The 16,976-nt window shown below is 72.3% G+C and carries 17 protein-coding genes and 1 pseudogene; 5 read left to right on the plus strand and 13 right to left on the minus strand.

The window, feature by feature from the left end:
* The first annotated feature begins 116 nt into the window (after window positions 1-116).
* Window positions 117-1,223: an alkaline phosphatase family protein gene (locus tag ACTWPV_RS06730; protein WP_443151041.1), complete on the plus strand. Its 1,107-nt coding sequence runs from the start codon at window positions 117-119 to the stop codon at window positions 1,221-1,223.
* Window positions 1,220-2,041, plus strand: coding sequence for a sulfurtransferase (locus tag ACTWPV_RS06735; protein ID WP_347646967.1), 822 nt, complete (start codon window positions 1,220-1,222; stop codon window positions 2,039-2,041). The genes ACTWPV_RS06730 and ACTWPV_RS06735 overlap by 4 nt, the downstream gene beginning before the upstream one ends.
* A 198-nt stretch (window positions 2,042-2,239) precedes the next feature.
* Here the strand turns inward: ACTWPV_RS06735 and ACTWPV_RS06740 are convergent, their stop codons facing one another.
* The 4 genes from ACTWPV_RS06740 to ACTWPV_RS06755 all read right to left on the minus strand — a co-directional run bounded on the left by ACTWPV_RS06740 (window position 2,240) and on the right by ACTWPV_RS06755 (window position 6,886).
* Window positions 2,240-4,741 carry a CHAT domain-containing protein gene (locus tag ACTWPV_RS06740; RefSeq protein ID WP_443151042.1) on the minus strand — a complete coding sequence of 834 codons (2,502 nt, stop codon included), beginning with the start codon at window positions 4,739-4,741 and terminating at the stop codon, window positions 2,240-2,242.
* 61 nt (window positions 4,742-4,802) lie between these two features.
* Window positions 4,803-5,249, minus strand: coding sequence for a hypothetical protein (locus ACTWPV_RS06745; protein ID WP_443151043.1), 447 nt, complete (start codon window positions 5,247-5,249; stop codon window positions 4,803-4,805).
* The gene (locus ACTWPV_RS06750) at window positions 5,246-5,800 is read right to left on the minus strand and encodes an RNA polymerase sigma factor (protein WP_443151044.1); all 555 of its coding nucleotides are present in this window, start codon (window positions 5,798-5,800) and stop codon (window positions 5,246-5,248) included. Before ACTWPV_RS06750 ends, ACTWPV_RS06745 begins: the two co-directional genes overlap by 4 nt.
* A gap of 72 nt (window positions 5,801-5,872) precedes the next feature.
* Window positions 5,873-6,886 carry a S8 family peptidase gene (locus tag ACTWPV_RS06755; RefSeq protein ID WP_443151045.1) on the minus strand — a complete coding sequence of 338 codons (1,014 nt, stop codon included), beginning with the start codon at window positions 6,884-6,886 and terminating at the stop codon, window positions 5,873-5,875.
* A gap of 176 nt (window positions 6,887-7,062) precedes the next feature.
* Between ACTWPV_RS06755 and ACTWPV_RS06760 the strand changes: the two genes are divergently transcribed.
* The 3 genes and pseudogenes from ACTWPV_RS06760 to ACTWPV_RS06770 all read left to right on the plus strand — a co-directional run bounded on the left by ACTWPV_RS06760 (window position 7,063) and on the right by ACTWPV_RS06770 (window position 8,424).
* Complete coding sequence (locus tag ACTWPV_RS06760; RefSeq protein ID WP_443151046.1) at window positions 7,063-7,533, plus strand: hypothetical protein; 471 nt, start codon at window positions 7,063-7,065, stop codon at window positions 7,531-7,533.
* Between the two features lie 72 nt (window positions 7,534-7,605).
* A pseudogene (locus tag ACTWPV_RS06765) lies at window positions 7,606-7,863 on the plus strand (hypothetical protein); the annotation flags it as partial.
* A gap of 66 nt (window positions 7,864-7,929) precedes the next feature.
* Window positions 7,930-8,424, plus strand: a complete 495-nt coding sequence (locus tag ACTWPV_RS06770) for a DUF3145 domain-containing protein (protein ID WP_347646961.1) — start codon at window positions 7,930-7,932, stop codon at window positions 8,422-8,424.
* Between the two features lie 182 nt (window positions 8,425-8,606).
* On the opposite strand, the gene ACTWPV_RS06775 is transcribed toward ACTWPV_RS06770, so the two are convergent.
* The 9 genes from ACTWPV_RS06775 to ACTWPV_RS06815 all read right to left on the minus strand — a co-directional run bounded on the left by ACTWPV_RS06775 (window position 8,607) and on the right by ACTWPV_RS06815 (window position 16,884).
* Window positions 8,607-10,031, minus strand: a complete 1,425-nt coding sequence (locus ACTWPV_RS06775) for a carboxyl transferase domain-containing protein (protein ID WP_347646960.1) — start codon at window positions 10,029-10,031, stop codon at window positions 8,607-8,609.
* Window position 10,032: 1 nt separating this feature from the next.
* On the minus strand, window positions 10,033-11,265 hold the full coding sequence (gene fabF, locus ACTWPV_RS06780) for a beta-ketoacyl-ACP synthase II (RefSeq protein WP_347617907.1): 1,233 nt from the start codon (window positions 11,263-11,265) through the stop codon (window positions 10,033-10,035).
* 49 nt (window positions 11,266-11,314) lie between these two features.
* Window positions 11,315-11,554: an acyl carrier protein gene (locus ACTWPV_RS06785; RefSeq protein ID WP_043614464.1), complete on the minus strand. Its 240-nt coding sequence runs from the start codon at window positions 11,552-11,554 to the stop codon at window positions 11,315-11,317.
* Window positions 11,555-11,646: 92 nt separating this feature from the next.
* Window positions 11,647-12,603 carry a beta-ketoacyl-ACP synthase III gene (locus ACTWPV_RS06790; RefSeq protein WP_443151047.1) on the minus strand — a complete coding sequence of 319 codons (957 nt, stop codon included), beginning with the start codon at window positions 12,601-12,603 and terminating at the stop codon, window positions 11,647-11,649.
* On the minus strand, window positions 12,600-13,496 hold the full coding sequence (locus ACTWPV_RS06795; protein WP_443151048.1) for an ACP S-malonyltransferase: 897 nt from the start codon (window positions 13,494-13,496) through the stop codon (window positions 12,600-12,602). The genes ACTWPV_RS06790 and ACTWPV_RS06795 overlap by 4 nt, the downstream gene beginning before the upstream one ends.
* A 103-nt stretch (window positions 13,497-13,599) precedes the next feature.
* A complete protein-coding gene (locus ACTWPV_RS06800; protein WP_347646998.1) occupies window positions 13,600-14,724 on the minus strand; it encodes a PucR family transcriptional regulator in 1,125 nt (374 codons plus the stop codon).
* Window positions 14,725-14,828: 104 nt separating this feature from the next.
* Window positions 14,829-15,260, minus strand: a complete 432-nt coding sequence (locus ACTWPV_RS06805; RefSeq protein ID WP_443151049.1) for a DUF350 domain-containing protein — start codon at window positions 15,258-15,260, stop codon at window positions 14,829-14,831.
* A 73-nt stretch (window positions 15,261-15,333) separates the two neighbouring features.
* On the minus strand, window positions 15,334-16,479 hold the full coding sequence (locus tag ACTWPV_RS06810) for a glutathionylspermidine synthase family protein (protein ID WP_443151050.1): 1,146 nt from the start codon (window positions 16,477-16,479) through the stop codon (window positions 15,334-15,336).
* Window positions 16,480-16,482: 3 nt separating this feature from the next.
* Entirely contained in the window at window positions 16,483-16,884 is a 402-nt protein-coding gene (locus ACTWPV_RS06815; protein WP_443151051.1) for a hypothetical protein, read from the minus strand.
* Between the last annotated feature and the right edge of the window lie 92 nt (window positions 16,885-16,976).

Raw genomic sequence — 16,976 nt, forward strand, 5'->3', positions numbered from 1 at the left:
GCCATGACGGACGTGAAGCAACGTCGGCGCGTGCGGGCAGGCCGGCTTTGCCGTAACGGATGCAAGCCAGTTCCAGCGCCGGCCGGCAGACAGCGAGCGGCGGTTAGGCTGTGCGCATGGTGCCGGGGTATGGCGGAGGGGCGCTGACGGATCTGCCGGATTCGTTGCTGGCCGCATTGGGCATGCGCGCGCCCAACGCGCTCGCCATAGAGCCCGCCGAGCGCGTCTGCCTGTTCCTGGTGGACGGTCTGGGAGCCGAGTTGCTGCGCGCCCACGCCGACGCCGCCCCGTTCCTGGCCGGCCTGCGGAGCAGGACGCTCAACGCGGGTTTTCCCGCCACGACCGTGACGAGCCTGTGCTCGCTGGGCACGGGCCTGACGCCGGGCGAGCACGGCATGCTCGGGTTGATGCTGGCCGTGCCGGGCGCCGGTCACCTGTTCAACTGCCTGCGCTGGACGCTGCCCGGCGGCCACGTGATGGACCCGGACGAGTGGCAGCCCGCCGAGACCGTCTACGAGCGCGCCACTCTGGCCGGCATCGACTCCGTTTATGTCGCGCCCGCGCAGTTCGAGGGCACGGGCCTGACCAGGGCCGTCTACCGTGGCGTGCGCTACGTGGCCGCCGAGACCGCCGACGAGCGCGTCGCCCGCGTGCACGAGGCGATGCGGCGGCGCCCCGCCCACGTCACCGTCTACTACGGAGACCTCGACACGGCCGGCCACATGACGGGTTGGGGCAGCGAGGAGTGGCTGCGGCAGCTCGGCGTGGTCGACGGCATGGCCCAGCGGATCGCCGAGGGGCTGCCGCCCGGGTCCGCCCTCTACGTCACCGCCGACCACGGCATGGTCAACGTCGGCGAGAAGGTCGATGCCGAGAGCGTCCCCGAGCTGACGCGGGGAGTGGCGCTGCTCGGTGGCGAGGCCAGGGCCAGGCACGTCTATGCCGAGCCGGGTGCGGGCGATCAGGTGCTGGAGGCGTGGCGCGGGGTCTTCGCGGGGAAGGCCTGGGTAGCCTCCAGGGAGGAGGCGGTCGAGTCGGGCTGGTTCGGGCCCCGCGTGCGTGACGCCTGGCTGGAGCGCATCGGCGACGTCGTGGCCGTCCCCTACACCGACCTGGCCATCACCGCCCCGACGAACCATCCGGTCGAGGCCGTCTTCACCGGCTACCACGGTTCGCTGACGGCGGCCGAGCAGAACGTCCCGCTCCTGGAGGTACGCACGTGACGAGCCCGCTCATCACACCCGCCGATCTCGCCGCGCTCGACGGCGTGACGGTGCTCGACGTCCGCTGGCGGCTCGGTGGCCCGCCGGGGGTGGAGCTTTACCGCGAAGGGCACATCCCGGGCGCCGTCTACTGCGACCTCGACACCGACCTCGCCGGGCCTCCCGGCGACGCCGGCCGGCACCCGTTGCCGGATCCCGGCGCGTTCCAGGACGCCATGCGCCGCCTCGGCGTGTCCGACCGCCGGCCGGTCGTGGTCTATGACGACGTGGGCGCCACGGTGGCGGCCAGGGGCTGGTGGGCGCTGCGCTACTTCGGCCACCAGGACGTCCGCGTGCTCGACGGCGGGCTCGCCGCGTGGGCCGGGGCCGGGCTGCCGGTCACGAAGGAGGCCCCGGACCCGCTCGCCCACGGCGACTTCACCGCGCGGCCGGGCGGGATGCCGATGCTCACGGCCGACGAGGCGGCCGCGCTGGCCGGTCACGGCGTGCTGCTGGACGCCCGAACTGCCGAGCGTTACCGGGGCGAGGCAGAGCCGGTCGATCCCGTGGCGGGTCACATCCCTGGAGCTGTCAACGCGCCCACGACCGGGAACGTCGGGCCGGACGGCAGGTTTCTCGCCCCTGACACGCTGCGGGCCCGCTTCGCCGGTCTCGGGGTCAGCGAAAGGGTGGAGACGGGCGCCTACTGCGGATCCGGCGTGACGGCCGCCCATGAGGTGCTGGCGCTGGAAGTGGCGGGCCTGCCCAGGGCCGCACTCTACGTCGGTTCCTGGTCCGGGTGGGTCGCCGACCCGTCAAGACCCGTGGCGACCGGCTGACCACCCAGCGCCACCTCACCACGGTGCGCCGCGCGGGCCGAGGACCGCACGACCACGCACGCCCACCGCGGCTCGGCAACGGGCCGCATCGGTGCGTGGCCGCGCGGCCGCACCACCACGCAGCCACCCGGGGACCAGACCGGTACGAGGCCGCGGCGAAGCACGTCGCCGTGGAGGCGCCGGGCGTGCGACGCGCCGTCAGTACAGCGCCCGGTCGCCCGCGCCGAAGCAGACGAAGGCGTGCTCGCCCGTCTTGGCAGCGGCGCACGCCAGAGCCGCGTCCGGTGGCCGGCCCGCCGCCACGAGCTCGTGGAACACTCCCATGACGGCCCGCGCCGCCTCGTCCCGCACCGGTACGAGCCCCGCCACCACACACGACGACCCCTTGGCCAGGAACGCCCCCGGCAGGCCGAGCGGCGCCCCGTCCACGGGTGCCCGCGACATTCCCGAATTGCACGCGGAGAGCACCACGAGCTCCGCCGACCGGGGCGCCTCCAGCAGGTCGTACGCCATGAGCGGCCCGTCCTCCAGCGTGATCCCGGACACCAGCGGGCTGCGCGAGTGGAACACCCCGTGCGCCGCGAGGTGCAGCACGTCCGCGACTTCGAGTGCCTTCAGGACGTCGGCCGTGCGCGCGGGCGACTCGCGTCCCCCCGGGTGGCAGGACAGGACGTGCGCCACTTCGGCGTGCGCGTGCGCCAGCGCGGGCCCGGCGGCGGCCACGACCACCGGGGGCCCGTCGCGGCGTACCCGATCGAGTGCCTGCACCCAGGCGGCCGCGCTGGCGGCCACGCTCACCGGGCGCTCCCGCAGGCACGGCAGCGCGCCCCACGGCAGCGTGTGCAGCGCGCCCACGGGCACCGCCACGAGCGGCCCGTTGCCCAGCTCGGCGAGGAGCGGCCGCAGCACCAGCCGTTCGACGTCGACGGCAGCGGCTTCGACGTCGCCGGGGCCGGCCTGGCGGCGCAGCGAGTAGCGCAGCCGGACGATCGCCTCCTTGACCTGCCGCACGTCGGCCAGCCGTCGAAGCAGCACCCGTCGCTCGGAGATCAGTACGGCCAGCAGCGACTCCTCGTGGGTCACGTACTCCACCAGGGTTCCCCCTCCCAGCTCCGCCCTCACCCGCTCGGGATCGGCGGGCGAGCCGGCGTGCGCGGGGGCGGTGACGGCCCGCCAGCGCTCGCTCCACTCGAACACCTCCTCGACGCCGCCGTTGCGCACCGCCAGCCCCAGCCCGAAGGCCGCCAGCCGCTCCCCGGCCCTGGCCGCGTGGGCGCGCAGCGACGGATCGTCGAACGTCTCGACCTGCTCGCTGACCTCCGACAGCCCGTCCTGGACCGCGCGGAAGGCGCCGGTGTTGTCCTCCTGCAGCGCGGCTTCGAGCGCGAGCGCGTGCTGGCGCACCGGTCCCGGGATGTGCGAGGCGCGCTGCCTGGACTGCGGCTCCGAGCCCAGCGGGGTGAGCCGGGTGCCGGCCGGGACCCATCGTTCGCCCCGTTCGGCGTACCGGGTGAGCCGGGCGAGCTGCGCGGAGGCGGTCGGGTGGTCGTCCACGGCGAGTGCCGCCTCGGCCGCCACGAGCCGCAGCGCCGCCCCTGCCTGCGGGGCGAAGCCGTTCTCCAACTCGTCGGCGCACGCGATCAGCTCCCCGACGAGGTCTGGGGTGACGGGTTCGAGCGCGAGCCGTGACCGCAGCACGACCTCCTGCGCCAGTGGCAGCCAGCGGGTCCGTTCCTGGGCGGCCAGCTCGGCGGCGGCCTGTTCGGCCACCTGCCTGGCCTGGTGCGGGTCGCCGGTGAGCAGCTCCACCTGGGCCAGTTTCAGCCGCGCCTCGGCCAGCGCCACCTGGGCGCCCGACGCTTCGAGGTCGGGTACGGCAAGGCTCAGCATCGCCCTGGCCTCGCCGGGCAGGTGGGCGGCCAGCAGGGCGCCGGCGAAGTCCGCCCGCATCGTGGCCAGCCGCTCGGGGAAGCCGAACAGGGTGTCCTCGGCGTCCCGGTAGTGCTTGAACGCCCCGGCGATGTCGCCCCGGCGTACCGCGAGGAACGGCAGGTTCGCGGCGGACAGGCGGGACAGGTGCAGCAGCCCGGCGTGTTGGGCGATCTTCAGGCACGCGGTCAGGTCGCGCATCGCGGCGTCCCAGTCGCCGCGGTAGGAGTGGATGAGCCCGCGGTTGAGCAGGCCGCCCGCCAGGAACCTGCGGTCGTCGATGGTGCCGGGCGCGGTCACCAGGGCGCGTAGCGCACGGTCACAGGAGGCGATGGCCTCCTGGTGGCGGCCGAGGTGGGCCAGGGCGACCGCGCGCTGCGTGTCGAGTTTGGCGCGGTCGAGCGGGCGCAGATAGGCCCAGGCCAGGGCGGCCACGCGCAGTGCCTGCAGGGGGTGCCCGCGTTCGGTGCGCACGGTGACGAGGGAGAGCCGCACCTGCGCGAGCCGCTCCTGCGGCGCGCCGGGGGTGCCGAGGCCTTCGCGGAGGTGCTGCTCGGCCGCTTCCAGGTCGCCGAGCTCGCGGGCGGCCAGCGCCATCGCCCTGAGCGACATGACCGCGGCCTCGGCGGAGCCGACACGGCGGGCAGCCGCCAGCACGAGGCGGCCCGCGCGCAGGGCGTGGCCGGGATCCACCAGGGAACGCAGCATCGCGGCCTCGGCCGCCCTGACGAGCGGATCGAGGTCGCCTGATGAGTCCGGGTATGCACTCATGGCAGGCCTTGGTCTGGCGCCGGGCGGGGGCGCGGCTCCCCTTGCCGGCTGATGGTTGGGGTCAGGGCCGGATGCGCACCCATCTGGTTTGTACGGGGGCACGTCCGGGTCGGTGGCACACCACGCTGAGCCAGCCAGGAGGCAGGCCCGTCGCGGCGAAGTTGCCGTTGTGGGCGAGGTGTCTGGTCAGTGTGAGGTGCGGGGTCTTCACGTCGATGACGGCGTCTTCGCCCGGGTGGGGGCACACCTGGCCCGCGACGTCGATGAGCCCGTCGCCCACCGTCACCTCCAGGTCGAAGGTGAGGCCGTCGGCGACGAAGCGCACCAGGTGGCAGCCGTCCGGGTCGCGCACGTCGGGGCCCGCGGCGCGTGCGGCGGGCGTGGCGGTCACCGCGCGGGGGACCCGCAGCCCGTAGATGTCGCGTGCGGCGGCGGACACCTGGCTCGGGATGGGGTCGCTTCCCGCGGCCAGCCGGAGGGCCGCCAGGAAGTACTCGTCGTTGATCATTGCGCCGTCTCCTGTGATGAGATCAGGGTGCGCAGTTTCTCCAGGCAGCGGGCCTTGGTCGGGCCCACGCTGCCCACGGGCATGCCCAGCCGCGCGGCCATCTGCCGGTTGCCCAGATCGATGGCGACCAGCTGGATGAGCGTGCGGCAGGGCTCGTGCAGGGCGGAGACCTGCTTCCAGAGCAGTCGCCTGCCGTCGGCCTCCAGCACGGCGGAGGCGGGGTCGGGATCGTCGACGGCATCGAGGGCGAGGATGTCGTGGTCGAAGGGGGTGACGTCATGACGCTTGCGGAGGAACGCGTGAGCCTCGCGGCGCACGGTGGTCATGAGCCAGCCGCCGACCTTCGCCGGATCCCTGAGCGTGTGGAGGTGCTGGAGCAGCCGCAGCCAGGATCCCTGGACCGCGTCGGCCGCGTCGGCGGGGCTGAGCCCGGACGCCCTGGCCACCGCCCACATCCGCGGCCCGTATCTGGCCTCGAGCTCGTCCCACGCCGTCCGGTCGCCGTCGGCCGCCGCTGTGACCAGCTCCGCCGGCTCACGTGGATCGGGCATGCGGCCTCCTTCCGTGCGGCACGCCGAGGCGGTCATGCCTCTTCGTGATTGCGTGAGGACTGAGCGTAAACTCTACAGACTCGCCGGTACGAGAACTCCCAGATCCGGAATTTGCCGGGCCGCCTCGGTGCCGAGGAGCCGCCTGACCACCTCCTTCGCCGGCTCGTCCCTGGCCGCGTCCGCGATGGCGCCCGCCACCAGCGCGGTGGCGAACGACGTGCCGCTCCACGACGCGAAGCCCTCGAACTCGCCGCCCCGCAGGAAGCTGCTGGTCAGCCAGTCGCCGCGGGCGCAGGCGTCCACCCAGGTGCCATGGCCCGAGTAGACGGCCCGGTGCTCCTGCGAGGCGTCCACGGCCGCCACGCCCACGGCGCACCCCAGCGCAGCGGGCCAGAACGGCCGGTCGGAGGCGGTGTTGCCGGCGCAGGCCACGGTCACCGTGTCGCTCAGCGCGGCGAGGGCGTCGGACAGCAGGGGCGGCGGCCGGTCGTCGAAGGTGTGACCGCCGAAGGACAGGTTGAGCACGTCGGGAGGGCGCTCGCGCATGCGGTGCAGCGCGCGTACGACGGTCGCCTCGTCGCCGAGGCCGTCGCCGTCCAGCACCCGGTGCACCCGCAGCGCCGCGCCCGGCGCCCGGCGTGCCAGCAGGCCCGCGATGAACGTGCCGTGCCCCGCCTGCGCGCCCTCCGCCGCGTCGGCGTCGTCGGGGCCGAGCCGCTCGTACCAGTCGCTGCCGGACCACCACGGGTGCTCGGCGACGCCGGTGTCGAGCAGGCCGATGACCACGTCCGAGCGCGTACGGCCCGGCTTGTAGCGGATGGGCGGCACGGGAAAGGGCCGTGACGCGGGTCCGCCGAAGAACAGCGGCTGGCCGCGGAACACGTGGTTCGGCGAGGCCCGCACGCCCTGGTCGCGGAGCTCGGCGGTGACCTCGCAGGGGTCCGCGCCGGGAGACAGGTGGACGACGCAGACCCCGTCCGCCTCCGAGACCGCGGAGGTCCAGCGCGACGCGGCGGACAGCGCCGACCGGTCGGTCAGCATCTGACCTGGCCGGATGAACGCCTCGCCGGCAGGTTGCATGTCCATCAGAGTCTCCGGAGGCGACCGCCGCCATCAGGCGACGGGTGGGTCGGGTACGGGAGGGCCGTCAAGGCCCGATCGTGCCCCGACCTGCCAGTTCTACGCATCACGGATGTCCTTCCCGGATTTGTCGGCGCCGGCCGAAACCGTGGTGTTGTCGTTACACGTGATGGGAGGTGGGTGTGCGCAGGTCGTTCTCCTCCCAGCAGGCCACCCTGCGACGGCTCGACAAGGCGTTCGGCGCGTTCTTCGACCGCGTCAGGGCCGGACGCACGCCGGGTTTCCCGCGTTTCAAGGGGCGCGGCCGGTTCGACACGGTCGAGTGGCCGAAGGACGGCGACGGCTGCCGGTGGGACTCCCAGCCCGGCCACACCACCGCGACCTACGTGCGGCTCCAGAGTGTCGGGCACGTCCGCGTCCACCGGCACCGGCCCGTGCGCGGCCAGGTGAAGACGATCAGCGTCACGCGCGAGGGCTCCCGCCGGTTCGCGGTCCTGCCGTGCGACGACGTGCCCGCCGAACCGCTGCCCGCCACCGGCGTGCCGGCCGGGACCGACATGGGGGTGGCCTCGCTCGTCACCACCTCCGGCGGCGGCCGGGTGGCCGGCCCCCGCCACCTCGCCGCCACCGCCGGCCGTCTGGCCGACGCCTGATCGCGGTGCACCCCGCCGGCACCTCCCACCCGCGCCCGCTGTGGCCACGGCGCGAAGGAGAACCGCGTCACCCAAGCCGGGTTCGCCTGTACGGCATGCGGTCATACCGCGCACGCCGACGTCAACGCGGCCATCGACATCCGGAGGGCAGGCCTTGCCCTTCGCGACGCTGCGGAAGCGGCTTGGCGAGAAGCCGCTCCCTTCAGGGAACGGAGGAGTCACGAGGCGGTATCTTTCCTCCGCTGCCCCGCTGTCACGTACGACTCCCGCACCAAGTTGGTATGGCCCCCCACTGGTGCCGGATGGCGACCGACGGTAGTCTCTCCCTAGTCACTTGTGATCATCCCGGGACGAGGCCGTTGGGGAAGGCGCACCTCGTACCGAACGGGAGGTCCGGTGTCTGCTCGTGGCGTCCTTTACGTCCACTCGGCTCAGCCCGCGCTGTGCCCACACATCGAATGGGCAGTCGCGGGTGTCCTCGGCGTGCCCGTAGATCTGACGTGGACTCCGCAACCCGCCGCGCCCAACGTCGTGCGCGCGCAGGCGGAATGGGAGGGCCGGCCGGGCGTCGCCGCGGCCATCGCCTCTTCGCTCATGGGCTGGCAGCGGCTCAGATTCGAGATCACCGAGGACGCTTCCCCGGGTGTCGACGGGTCCCGGCACGCCTACACGCCGACGCTCGGCGCCTTCACGGCGGTCATCGGCGCGGCCGGCGACATCATGATCCCCGAAGACCGGCTGCGCACCGCGATGATGATGGCCGCTCAGGGCCGGTGCGTGCTGGAGGACGAGCTGGACAGGATGCTCGGCAAGCCGTGGGACGAGGAGCTGGAGCCGTTCCGCTATGCCGGGGACGGCGCGCCGGTCCGCTGGCTGCACGCCGCCGTCTGACCTCGCCGTACACCCGCTCGGCACGAGCAGCCCTCGCGGCCGGGCTCCCCTGCCCGGCAACGGCAAGGCCCCGCACCGAACCGGTGCGGGGCCTTACCGTTGAGCCTGACGGCGAGCCGTCGCCGAGGGCGAGCCGAGGCGGCCCGGCATGCCGATGCGATGCCGGACGGCGTCGTCGGCTGTTACAGGGGGATGTTGCCGTGCGCGCCCCGGGCGGGGGTCGCCTGGGCGAGCAGTTTGGCGATCGCGCCGCGGGTCTCCTCCGGCTTGATCACCTCGTCGATGACGCCCAGCTCCTGCGCTCTGGTCAGGCCGCCGGCGAGCTTCGAGTGCTCCTCCGCCAGGCGCTCCTCCAGCTCGGCCCGGTCCTGCTCGGGCACGGCCGCCAGCTCGCGCCGCTTGATGACGCGCACCGCCGCGACGGCCCCCATGACGGCGACCTCGGTGGTGGGCCAGGCGAAGACCTTGGTGGCGCCCAGGGCGCGGGAGTTCATCGCGATGTACGCCCCGCCGTACGCCTTACGCGTGATCAGCGTGACCCGCGGAACCGACGCCTCGGCGAACGCGTGCAGCAGCTTGGCTCCCCGGCGCACCACGCCGTCGTGCTCCTGCCCGACGCCCGGCAGGTAACCGGGAACGTCCACGAGGACAACCAACGGCACCCCGAAAGCGTCACACATACGTACGAAGCGGGCGGCTTTCTCGGCGGACGTGGCGTCGAGGCAGCCGCCGAGCCGCATCGGGTTGTTGGCGATCACACCGACCGTCCGGCCACCGAGGCGGCCCAGCGACGTGACGATGTTCGGTGCCCACTTGGGGTGAAGCTCCAGGCCGGGCTCGTCGAGCAGGCCGTTGACCAGCGGCTTGACGTCGTAGGCACGGCGCGGGGAGTCGGGCAGCAGCGTGGAGAAGTCAACTTCCTCGATTTCTCCCGACCGCATCCGGCCCTGGTGGCCGAGGAGCGTGGCGAGCTGGCGCGCCTTGACGTAGGCGTCGGTCTCGGTCTTGGTGACGATGTGCGCCACGCCGCTGCGCTTGCTGTGCGGCTCGGTGCCGCCCAGGGCGGCGCTGTCGACGTCTTCGCCGGTGACGCTGCGGACCACGTCGGGGCCCGTCACGAAGATGCGGCCGGAGTCGGCCAGGATGACCAGGTCGGTGAGCGCGGGACCGTAGGCGGCGCCGCCGGCGGCGGGGCCGACGACCACGGAGATCTGCGGCACCACGCCGGACGCCTTGGTCATGGCGGCGAAGACCCGGCCGACGGCGTGCAGCGACTCGACACCGTCGGGGATCCGCGCGCCGCCGCAGTGCCAGATGCCGATGACCGGCACCCGCTCGCGGACGGCCACGTCGTAGGCGTGCACGATGTGCTCGCACCCCTCGCTGCCCATGGCGCCGCCCTGAAAGCGGGCGTCACTGCAGAACGCGACGACGGGAACACCCTCGACGCGCCCCATCGCGGCCAGCATGCCGCTCTTGTCTTCCGGGGTGATGAGCCGCAGCGAGCCCTCGTCGAGCAGCGCGGTCAGGCGGACGATGGGATCGCGGGGATCGGCAGGCTCCTGATCGGAGCCGGGCGTCACCACCCGGTTGTCGAGGACGGTCACTTTATGCCCCCTTAAACACGACGGTCACGTTGTGCCCGCCGAATCCGAACGAGTTGTTGACCGCGGCCACGTCGCCGTCGGGCAGCGTGCGGTTCTTGCCGTGGACGACGTCGACCTCGATGCCGTCGTCGAGATCGTCGATGTTGATGGTGGCGGGAACGATCCGCTCCTGCAGCGCCTTGATCGTGAAGACCGACTCGATGCCGCCCGCGCCGCCGAGCAGGTGCCCGGTCATGGACTTGGTCGACGTCACCAGCGGGTGGGTGCCGATGGCCTTGGCCACGGCCTGCACCTCGCCGACGTCGCCCGCGGGCGTCGAGGTGGCGTGCGCGTTGACGTGCTTGACGTCGTGGCCGGTGACGCCGGCGTCGGTGAGAGCCTGCGTCATCGCCATGATGATGCCCCGGCCGTCAGGCTCGGGCTGCGTGATGTGGTGCGCGTCGGCGGAGTAGCCGACGCCGGAGCAGTAGGCGTAGATGCGCGCGCCCCGCGCCCTGGCGTGCTCCTCGGACTCCAGCACCACGATGCCGGCGCCTTCGCCGAGCACGAACCCGTCGCGGCCGCGGTCCCACGGCCTGGACGCGCCCGCGGGGTCGTCGTTGCGGGTGGACATGGCCCGCGCGGCCGCGAAGGCGGCGATGTTGAGGCCGTGGATGGCGGCCTCGGTGCCGCCGGCGACCACCACGTCGGCGCGGCCCACCCTGATCATGTCCATCGCGTGGCCGATGGCCTCGGCGCCGGACGCGCACGCCGACACCGTGGCGTGCACACCCGCCTGGGCGCCCAGGTCGAGCCCGATCCAGGCGGCCGGGCCGTTGGGCATGAGCATCGGCACGGTGAACGGCGACAGCCGGTTCCAGCCACGCTCGCGGTAGGTGTCGTAGGCGCTCAGCGTGGTGTTGATGCCGCCGATGCCGCTGGAGACCACGACGCCGAGCCGCTCCGGCGGCACCTCGGGAGAGCCGGCGTCCTGCCAGGCCTCCCTGGCGGCGACCATCGCGAACTGCTCGCTGCGGTCGAGGCGGCGGGCCTCGGGCCGCGGCAGCACCTCGGTGGGGTCGACCGCGGCCGTCCCCGCGAACTTCACGGGGACGGTGTCGATCCAGTCCGTGGTGAGAGCCTCGACACCCGACTGACCGGCGAGGAGCGCCGTCCAGGTCGAGGTGACGTCCCCACCGACGGGCGTCGTCGCGCCGAGCCCGGTGACGACGACACGTACCCGGTTCGCACTCACGTTTCGCGCTCCCTTGCTGATCAGTACTGGTCGGATCGGGTGTTGCGGCTCAGTTCTGGATGAAGGTGAGGACGTCCTTGACCGTCTTCAGGTTCTTGAGCTGGTCGTCGGGGATCTCGACGCCGAACTCGTCCTGGGCGGCCACGGCGATCTCGACCATGGACAGGGAGTCGATGTCGAGGTCGTCCACGAAGCTCTTCTCGGGGGTCACCTCGGACGCCGGAATGCCGGTGATCTCGTTGATGATCTTGCCAAGGCCCTCGAGGATGTCCTGCTCGGTGGCAGCCATGTCGCTATTTCTCCTTTGGTTTCCTGGGAATCTGTGCGGTTGCGCCGCACCAGTCTTTCTTCGGGCGGGCACGGCGCGGACCGTGCCCGATCCTACGGAATCTCGATCACTTGGCCCGCGTAGGTCAGGCCGGCGCCGAAGCCGAGCACCAGCGCGAGATCGCCCGTGCGGACCTCGCCGCGCTCCACCATGCGCGAGAGCGCGAGCGGGATGGAGGCGGCCGAGGTGTTGCCCGAGGTGACGATGTCGCGCGCGATGACGGCCTGGTCGGCGCCCAGCTTACGGGCGATGGCCTCGATGATGCGCAGGTTGGCCTGGTGGGGTACGAACGCGGCCAGCTCGGACGGGTCGACACCCGCCCGCGAGCAGGCCTCGAGCGCCACCGGATGCAGCGCGGTGGTGGCCCAGCGGAACACCGTCTGGCCCTCCTGCCGGAGGTAGTCGGCGCGGTCCTTGATGATGATCGCGTCGGACTTGTCGCCGGCGCTGCCCCACACCACGGGGCCGATGCCGGGCGTCTCCGACGGGGCCACCACCGCGGCCCCCGCGCCGTCGGCGAAGATCACCGCGGTGGACCTGTCGGTCCAGTCGATCCACTGCGACAGCTTCTCCGCGCCGATGACCAGCACGTTCCTGGCCGATCCCCCGCGCACCGCGGCGCTGGCGGTGCCGAGGGCGTAGCAGAAGCCCGCGCAGGCGGCGTTGACGTCGAACGCCCCGGGCGCCTCGATGCCCAGGCGGTGGGCGACGATGGCGGAGGCGTTGGGGATCTGGGTCTCGAGCGTGCACGTGGCGACGATGACGAGGTCGATGTCCTCCGGCGACAGCCCGCTGGCGGCCAGTGCCTTGCCGCCGGCGATGGCGGCCATGTCCTCCAGCGACTCACCGTCGGGCGCGACCCTGCGCTCCTTGATGCCGACCCGGGACAGGATCCACTCGTCGTTGGTCTCCATGGTCTTCGCCAGGTCGTCGTTGGTGACCACGTTGGCGGGCTGGTAGTGGCCGAAGGCGAGCACCTTGGCGCCGGCGGCGATGTCGGGAATCTTCACGGGATCAGCTCCCTGGCCGCGTCGAGGTCGTCTGGGGTCTTCAGCGCGACGGTCCGCACGCCGCGCAGGGCGCGCTTGGCCAGACCGGTCAGCGTGCCACCGGGCAGCAGCTCGATGATCCCGGTGACGCCGAGACCGGACATGGTCTCCATGCAGGCGCCCCATCGGACCGGGCTGCTGACCTGCTGGACCAGCCGCTCGACGAACTCGGCGCCGGTGGCGACCGGCCGGCCGTCGAAGTTGGACAGCAGCGTGACCCTCGGGTCGGCGGGCGTGACGTTCCTGGCGGCCTCGCGCAGGCTCTCGACCGCCGTGGCCATGTGGGCGGTGTGGAAGGCGCCTGCCACGGAGAGCGAGATGAGCCGGGCGCGGGCGGGCGGGTCGGCCTTGAACGCGGCCAGCTGCTCGAGGGTGCCGCCGGCCACGATCTGCCCGGCGCCGTTGATGTTGGCGGCGGTGAGCCCGTGCCTGTCGATCGCGGCGAGCACCTCCTCCTCGACGCCGCCGAGCACGGCCGTCATGCCGGTCTCGGTGATGGCGGCGGCCTTGGCCATGGCCTGGGCGCGGTCGCGGATCAAGGAGAGCGCCTGCTCGGGGGTGAGCACCCCGGCCAGCGCGGCTGCGGCGAACTCGCCGACGCTGTGCCCGGCCACGACGTCGGGGGCCGCGCCGAGCGCCTCGGCGGAGGCCAGCGCGGCGGCCACGAGCAGCGGCTGGGCGACGGCGGTGTCGCGGATCTCGTCGGCGCCGGCGGTCGTGCCCTGGGCGATCAGATCGACCCCGGCGACCTCGGACCACGAGCCGAGCCTGTCGGCCAGACCGGGCAACTCAAGCCATGGAGCCAGGAATCCTGGCGTTTGGGCACCTTGGCCCGGAGCGACGAGTACAAGCACAAAATCCACCATGCCCTGTAGAAGTCCGACACGCGGATGGAGATCCGTACGAACTTTGTCCAGGGTGATTTGTAGGAACCCTACAGTGGGGATTTCGGCGCGGTTACGTTAGAGCGCGCCAGCTCGCTGCACTCTCCGCGAGCCTCCCGAGGATGAGCCCCACCTGGAGGGTGAAGGCGGACCTGCCCTCGGTGGGCTGGTAGCCCGTCAGCTCGGTGATCTTCTTGAGGCGGTAGCGCACGGTGTTGGGATGGACGAACAGCAGCCGGGCCGTGGCCTCCAGCGAGGTGCCCTGCTCCAGGTAGGTGGCCAGCGTGTCGAGCAGCGGGGTGCCCGCGAGCGGCAGGTAGACGCTCTCGATGAGCTGCCCCCTGGCGTCGAGGTCGCCGTCGAGCGCCCGCTCGGCCAGCAGGTCCTCGGCGTGTACGGGCCTCGGCGCGTCGGGCCACCCCGACGACGCCTTCAGCCCGGCCAGCGCCGCCCTGGCCGAGTTGGCGGCGGCGTGCAGGTCGGCCACCTCGGGGCCGATGACGATGGGGCCGACGCCGAAACGGGCCACGACCTGCTTGGCCGCGTCGTTGACGCTGCCCGCGCCGCCCACGATCACGATCAGCCGGTCGGCCTGGACCCCCGCCAGCAGGTCCATGCCGATGCGGCGGCCCTTCTCCCGCAGGCCGTCGATGACCGCGCGCGGGTCGCCCTCGGGTGCGTGCCCGGCGATGACGACGACGGGAGAGGAGGTCCAGCCCAGGGCTGCGGCCCAGGAGTGCAGGCCGTCGTCCACCTCGCCGCGCACCAGGGCGTCCACGATCAGGGCCTCGAGCCTGGCGTCCCACGACCCCCTGGCCTCGGCCTCGCGGGCGTAGACGTGGGCGGCGGCGAAGGCGACGTCGCGGGTGTAGCGCAGCATGGCCTGCTGGAGCTCGTCCTCGCCGCCGGGCGCGGCCAGCTCGTGGGTCTGCGCCTCGACCACCTCGACCACGACCCTGACGATGTCGACGGTCTGCTGGAGCGAGATCGACCGTTTGAGCTCGCGCGGCGCCGTGCCGAAGAACTCGATGCTGGGCGTGCGCCGCCCCTCACCGGCGGTCGAGAACCACTCGACGAACGCGGCGATGCCGGCCTGCGCCACGAGCCCCACCCACGACCGGTCCTCGGCGCTGAGCGCCCGGAACCACGGCAGTTGCTCGTCCATGCGCGCCATCGCCGCCGTGCCGAGCGAGCCCATGGCCCGCTCGAGCCTGCGTGTCGTGTCCTCCCGGGTCCGCTCTGTCACGTCTCCTAGAGTGCCAGGTCTCCTCGGCTGACCGGAACGGCGGCTCGTCCCCTCCGTCAGATGACGGCGACGGCGGTGATGAGCCCGATCGCGACGTGGGTCACCGCGAGCAGCCGCGCGCCCGGCTGCAGGTCGGGCTCCTTGACGAGCTCGCGTACGGAGATGCCGACCACCCGGTCGAAGATCAGCATGGCCACCGTCTGCACCACGATGCCGACCAGCCCGAACACCGCCGTGCCCGCGAGGCCCTCGGTGAGCCGGCCGCCCGACGACCAGATCGAGGCGGCCACGATGAGCCCGATGGCGGCCATGGCCGAGGTGGCCAGCAGGGTGGCGTTGGGGTTGCGCTCGGAGCGGATGACCTCGCTCAGCTTGCCGGGCGTGGCCCAGTCGATCACGTAGAACCCGACGATCATCAGGATCACGCCGACGGCGGCGTACGCGGCGACGGCGCCTGAGCCGCGGGCGAGGATTTCGAGAAGAGTCACGTCAGTTCAGTTCCAATCACGGGGAGCGTGTCCGCCCGGAGCTGGGGCGGGCAGGTGTCGGTCGGGGAACACGTCAGTCAGCGATGCGGTGCGGGACGAACGATGAGGTGTCGTCGGTGATGAGGCCGGTGGTCTCCCTGATGCCCAGCCCCGCGGCCTCGTCGGCGACCACCCAGGCGCCGAGCACCGGCCGCTGTCCCTCGAAGGCGGGCAGCGCCTCGAAGCCCTGGAAGACGTACCCCTCGCGGCCGTAGACGCCGGGGGTCTCCTGGGTGCCCTCGGGGGTGATGATGCGCATGGAGGCTCCCTCCCTGCCGAGCAGCGGCTTGGCGATGTAGGAGGTGAGGTCACGAGGGCCGTCGAGGTAGGCGGGCATGAGGTTGGGATGGCCGGGATGGAGCTCCCACAGCAGCGCCAGCAGCGCCTTGTTGGACAGCAGGGTCTTCCACAGCGGCTCGATCCAGGTGGCGTGGCGTACGGCGTGCCGCCCGAACTCCTCGGCCAGCATCCACTCCCACGGGTAGAGCTTGAACGCCGAGCGGATCATCCGCTCCTCGACGTCGACGAAGCGGCGGTTGAGGGAGTCCCAGCCGATGTCCTCCATGGCCACGGAGACGGTCTGCAGGCCCGCCTGCTCGGCGGTCTCCTGCAGGTAGGCCACGGTCATGGCCTCCTCACCCGTCTCGTCCATGTTGGTGAACGCGAAGTGCGTGGGACCGGGCGGCAGCCCCAGCCGCGTCCAGCGCTCGATGAGCCGCTCGTGCACGGAGTTCCACTGGTCGCCGCCGGGGTGCGCGTCCTGCAGCCAGAACCACTGGATCACCGACGACTCCACCAGGGAGGTGGGCGTGTCGGCGTTGTACTCCAGCAGCCTGGCCGGGCCCGTGCCGTCGTAGCGCAGGTCGAAGCGGGCGTACAGGTGGGGGTCGCGGCGCTCCCACGAGCGCGCGACGTCCTCCCACGCCCATTCGGGGATGGCGAAGTCGGCGAAGCGGCCTGCCGAGACCACGTGCTCGACAGCGCTCAGGCACATGGCGTGCAGCTCCTCGACCTGCTCCTCCAGCTCCTCGACCTCGTCCATCGAGAAGACGTAGTGGACGGACTCGTCCCAGTAGGGGCGGCTCAGCCCCGACGGGTGCGCGGCCTTGTGGTAAGCCAGGCCCTGGCTCTCGATCGTCTCTTCCCAGCCTGGCCTGGGAGTGCCGTGCTCGCGCCGCACCTGTCAGCCCCCGCCGCCCCACTTGCTGCCGAAGCCGCCTCGCTGGATGGATTTGCCGTTACGGGTGTTGATGTCGACGTTGGACGGCCGGTAGGTGGTGCCGCCGCGCACGCGGTTGCCGACCCGGGTGCCGCCGTAGTACCAGAGGTAGGCCCCGCGCGATCCGCCGTAGTAGTGCGTGCCGCCGTCGTCGTCATCGTCGCAGAAGTCGTCGTCGACGATCTGGTAGCTGCCGTCGTCGAGCCGCATGACGCAGTCGGCGGTGACCTCCTCGTCGTCCTGCACGGCCGCGCAGTAGCCGACCAGCATGACGGACAGGACGCCGAGGATCGTGAGAGGGATGGCTTTCGACGCCTTGCGCGGAGGCCGCGGAGGCGAGTGGTGGGTGGGCGGCGGTGGTGCCATCAAGCTCCTGCTTTCATGGGCCGATTACTCTAGCGGCGGCGTCCGTCCGTGTTCAATGAGTAATTAGTGCATCTAGATTTATTTCGGCTATG

This window comes from Nonomuraea sp. KM88 (assembly GCF_052245635.1).
Classification (GTDB): domain Bacteria; phylum Actinomycetota; class Actinomycetes; order Streptosporangiales; family Streptosporangiaceae; genus Nonomuraea.

Excerpts from the sequence above, each read along its gene's own strand:
- ACTWPV_RS06755 (WP_443151045.1), bottom strand. The coding sequence starts at position 6,886 with ATGGACATGCAACCTGCCGGCGAGGCGTTCATCCGGCCAGGTCAGATG.
- ACTWPV_RS06740 (WP_443151042.1), bottom strand. The coding sequence starts at position 4,741 with ATGAGTGCATACCCGGACTCATCAGGCGACCTCGATCCGCTCGTCAGG.
- ACTWPV_RS06800 (WP_347646998.1), bottom strand. The coding sequence starts at position 14,724 with ATGGGCTCGCTCGGCACGGCGGCGATGGCGCGCATGGACGAGCAACTG.
- ACTWPV_RS06785 (WP_043614464.1), bottom strand. The coding sequence starts at position 11,554 with ATGGCTGCCACCGAGCAGGACATCCTCGAGGGCCTTGGCAAGATCATC.
- ACTWPV_RS06815 (WP_443151051.1), bottom strand. The coding sequence starts at position 16,884 with ATGGCACCACCGCCGCCCACCCACCACTCGCCTCCGCGGCCTCCGCGC.
- ACTWPV_RS06745 (WP_443151043.1), bottom strand. The coding sequence starts at position 5,249 with ATGATCAACGACGAGTACTTCCTGGCGGCCCTCCGGCTGGCCGCGGGA.
- ACTWPV_RS06750 (WP_443151044.1), bottom strand. The coding sequence starts at position 5,800 with ATGCCCGATCCACGTGAGCCGGCGGAGCTGGTCACAGCGGCGGCCGAC.
- ACTWPV_RS06730 (WP_443151041.1), top strand. The coding sequence starts at position 117 with ATGGTGCCGGGGTATGGCGGAGGGGCGCTGACGGATCTGCCGGATTCG.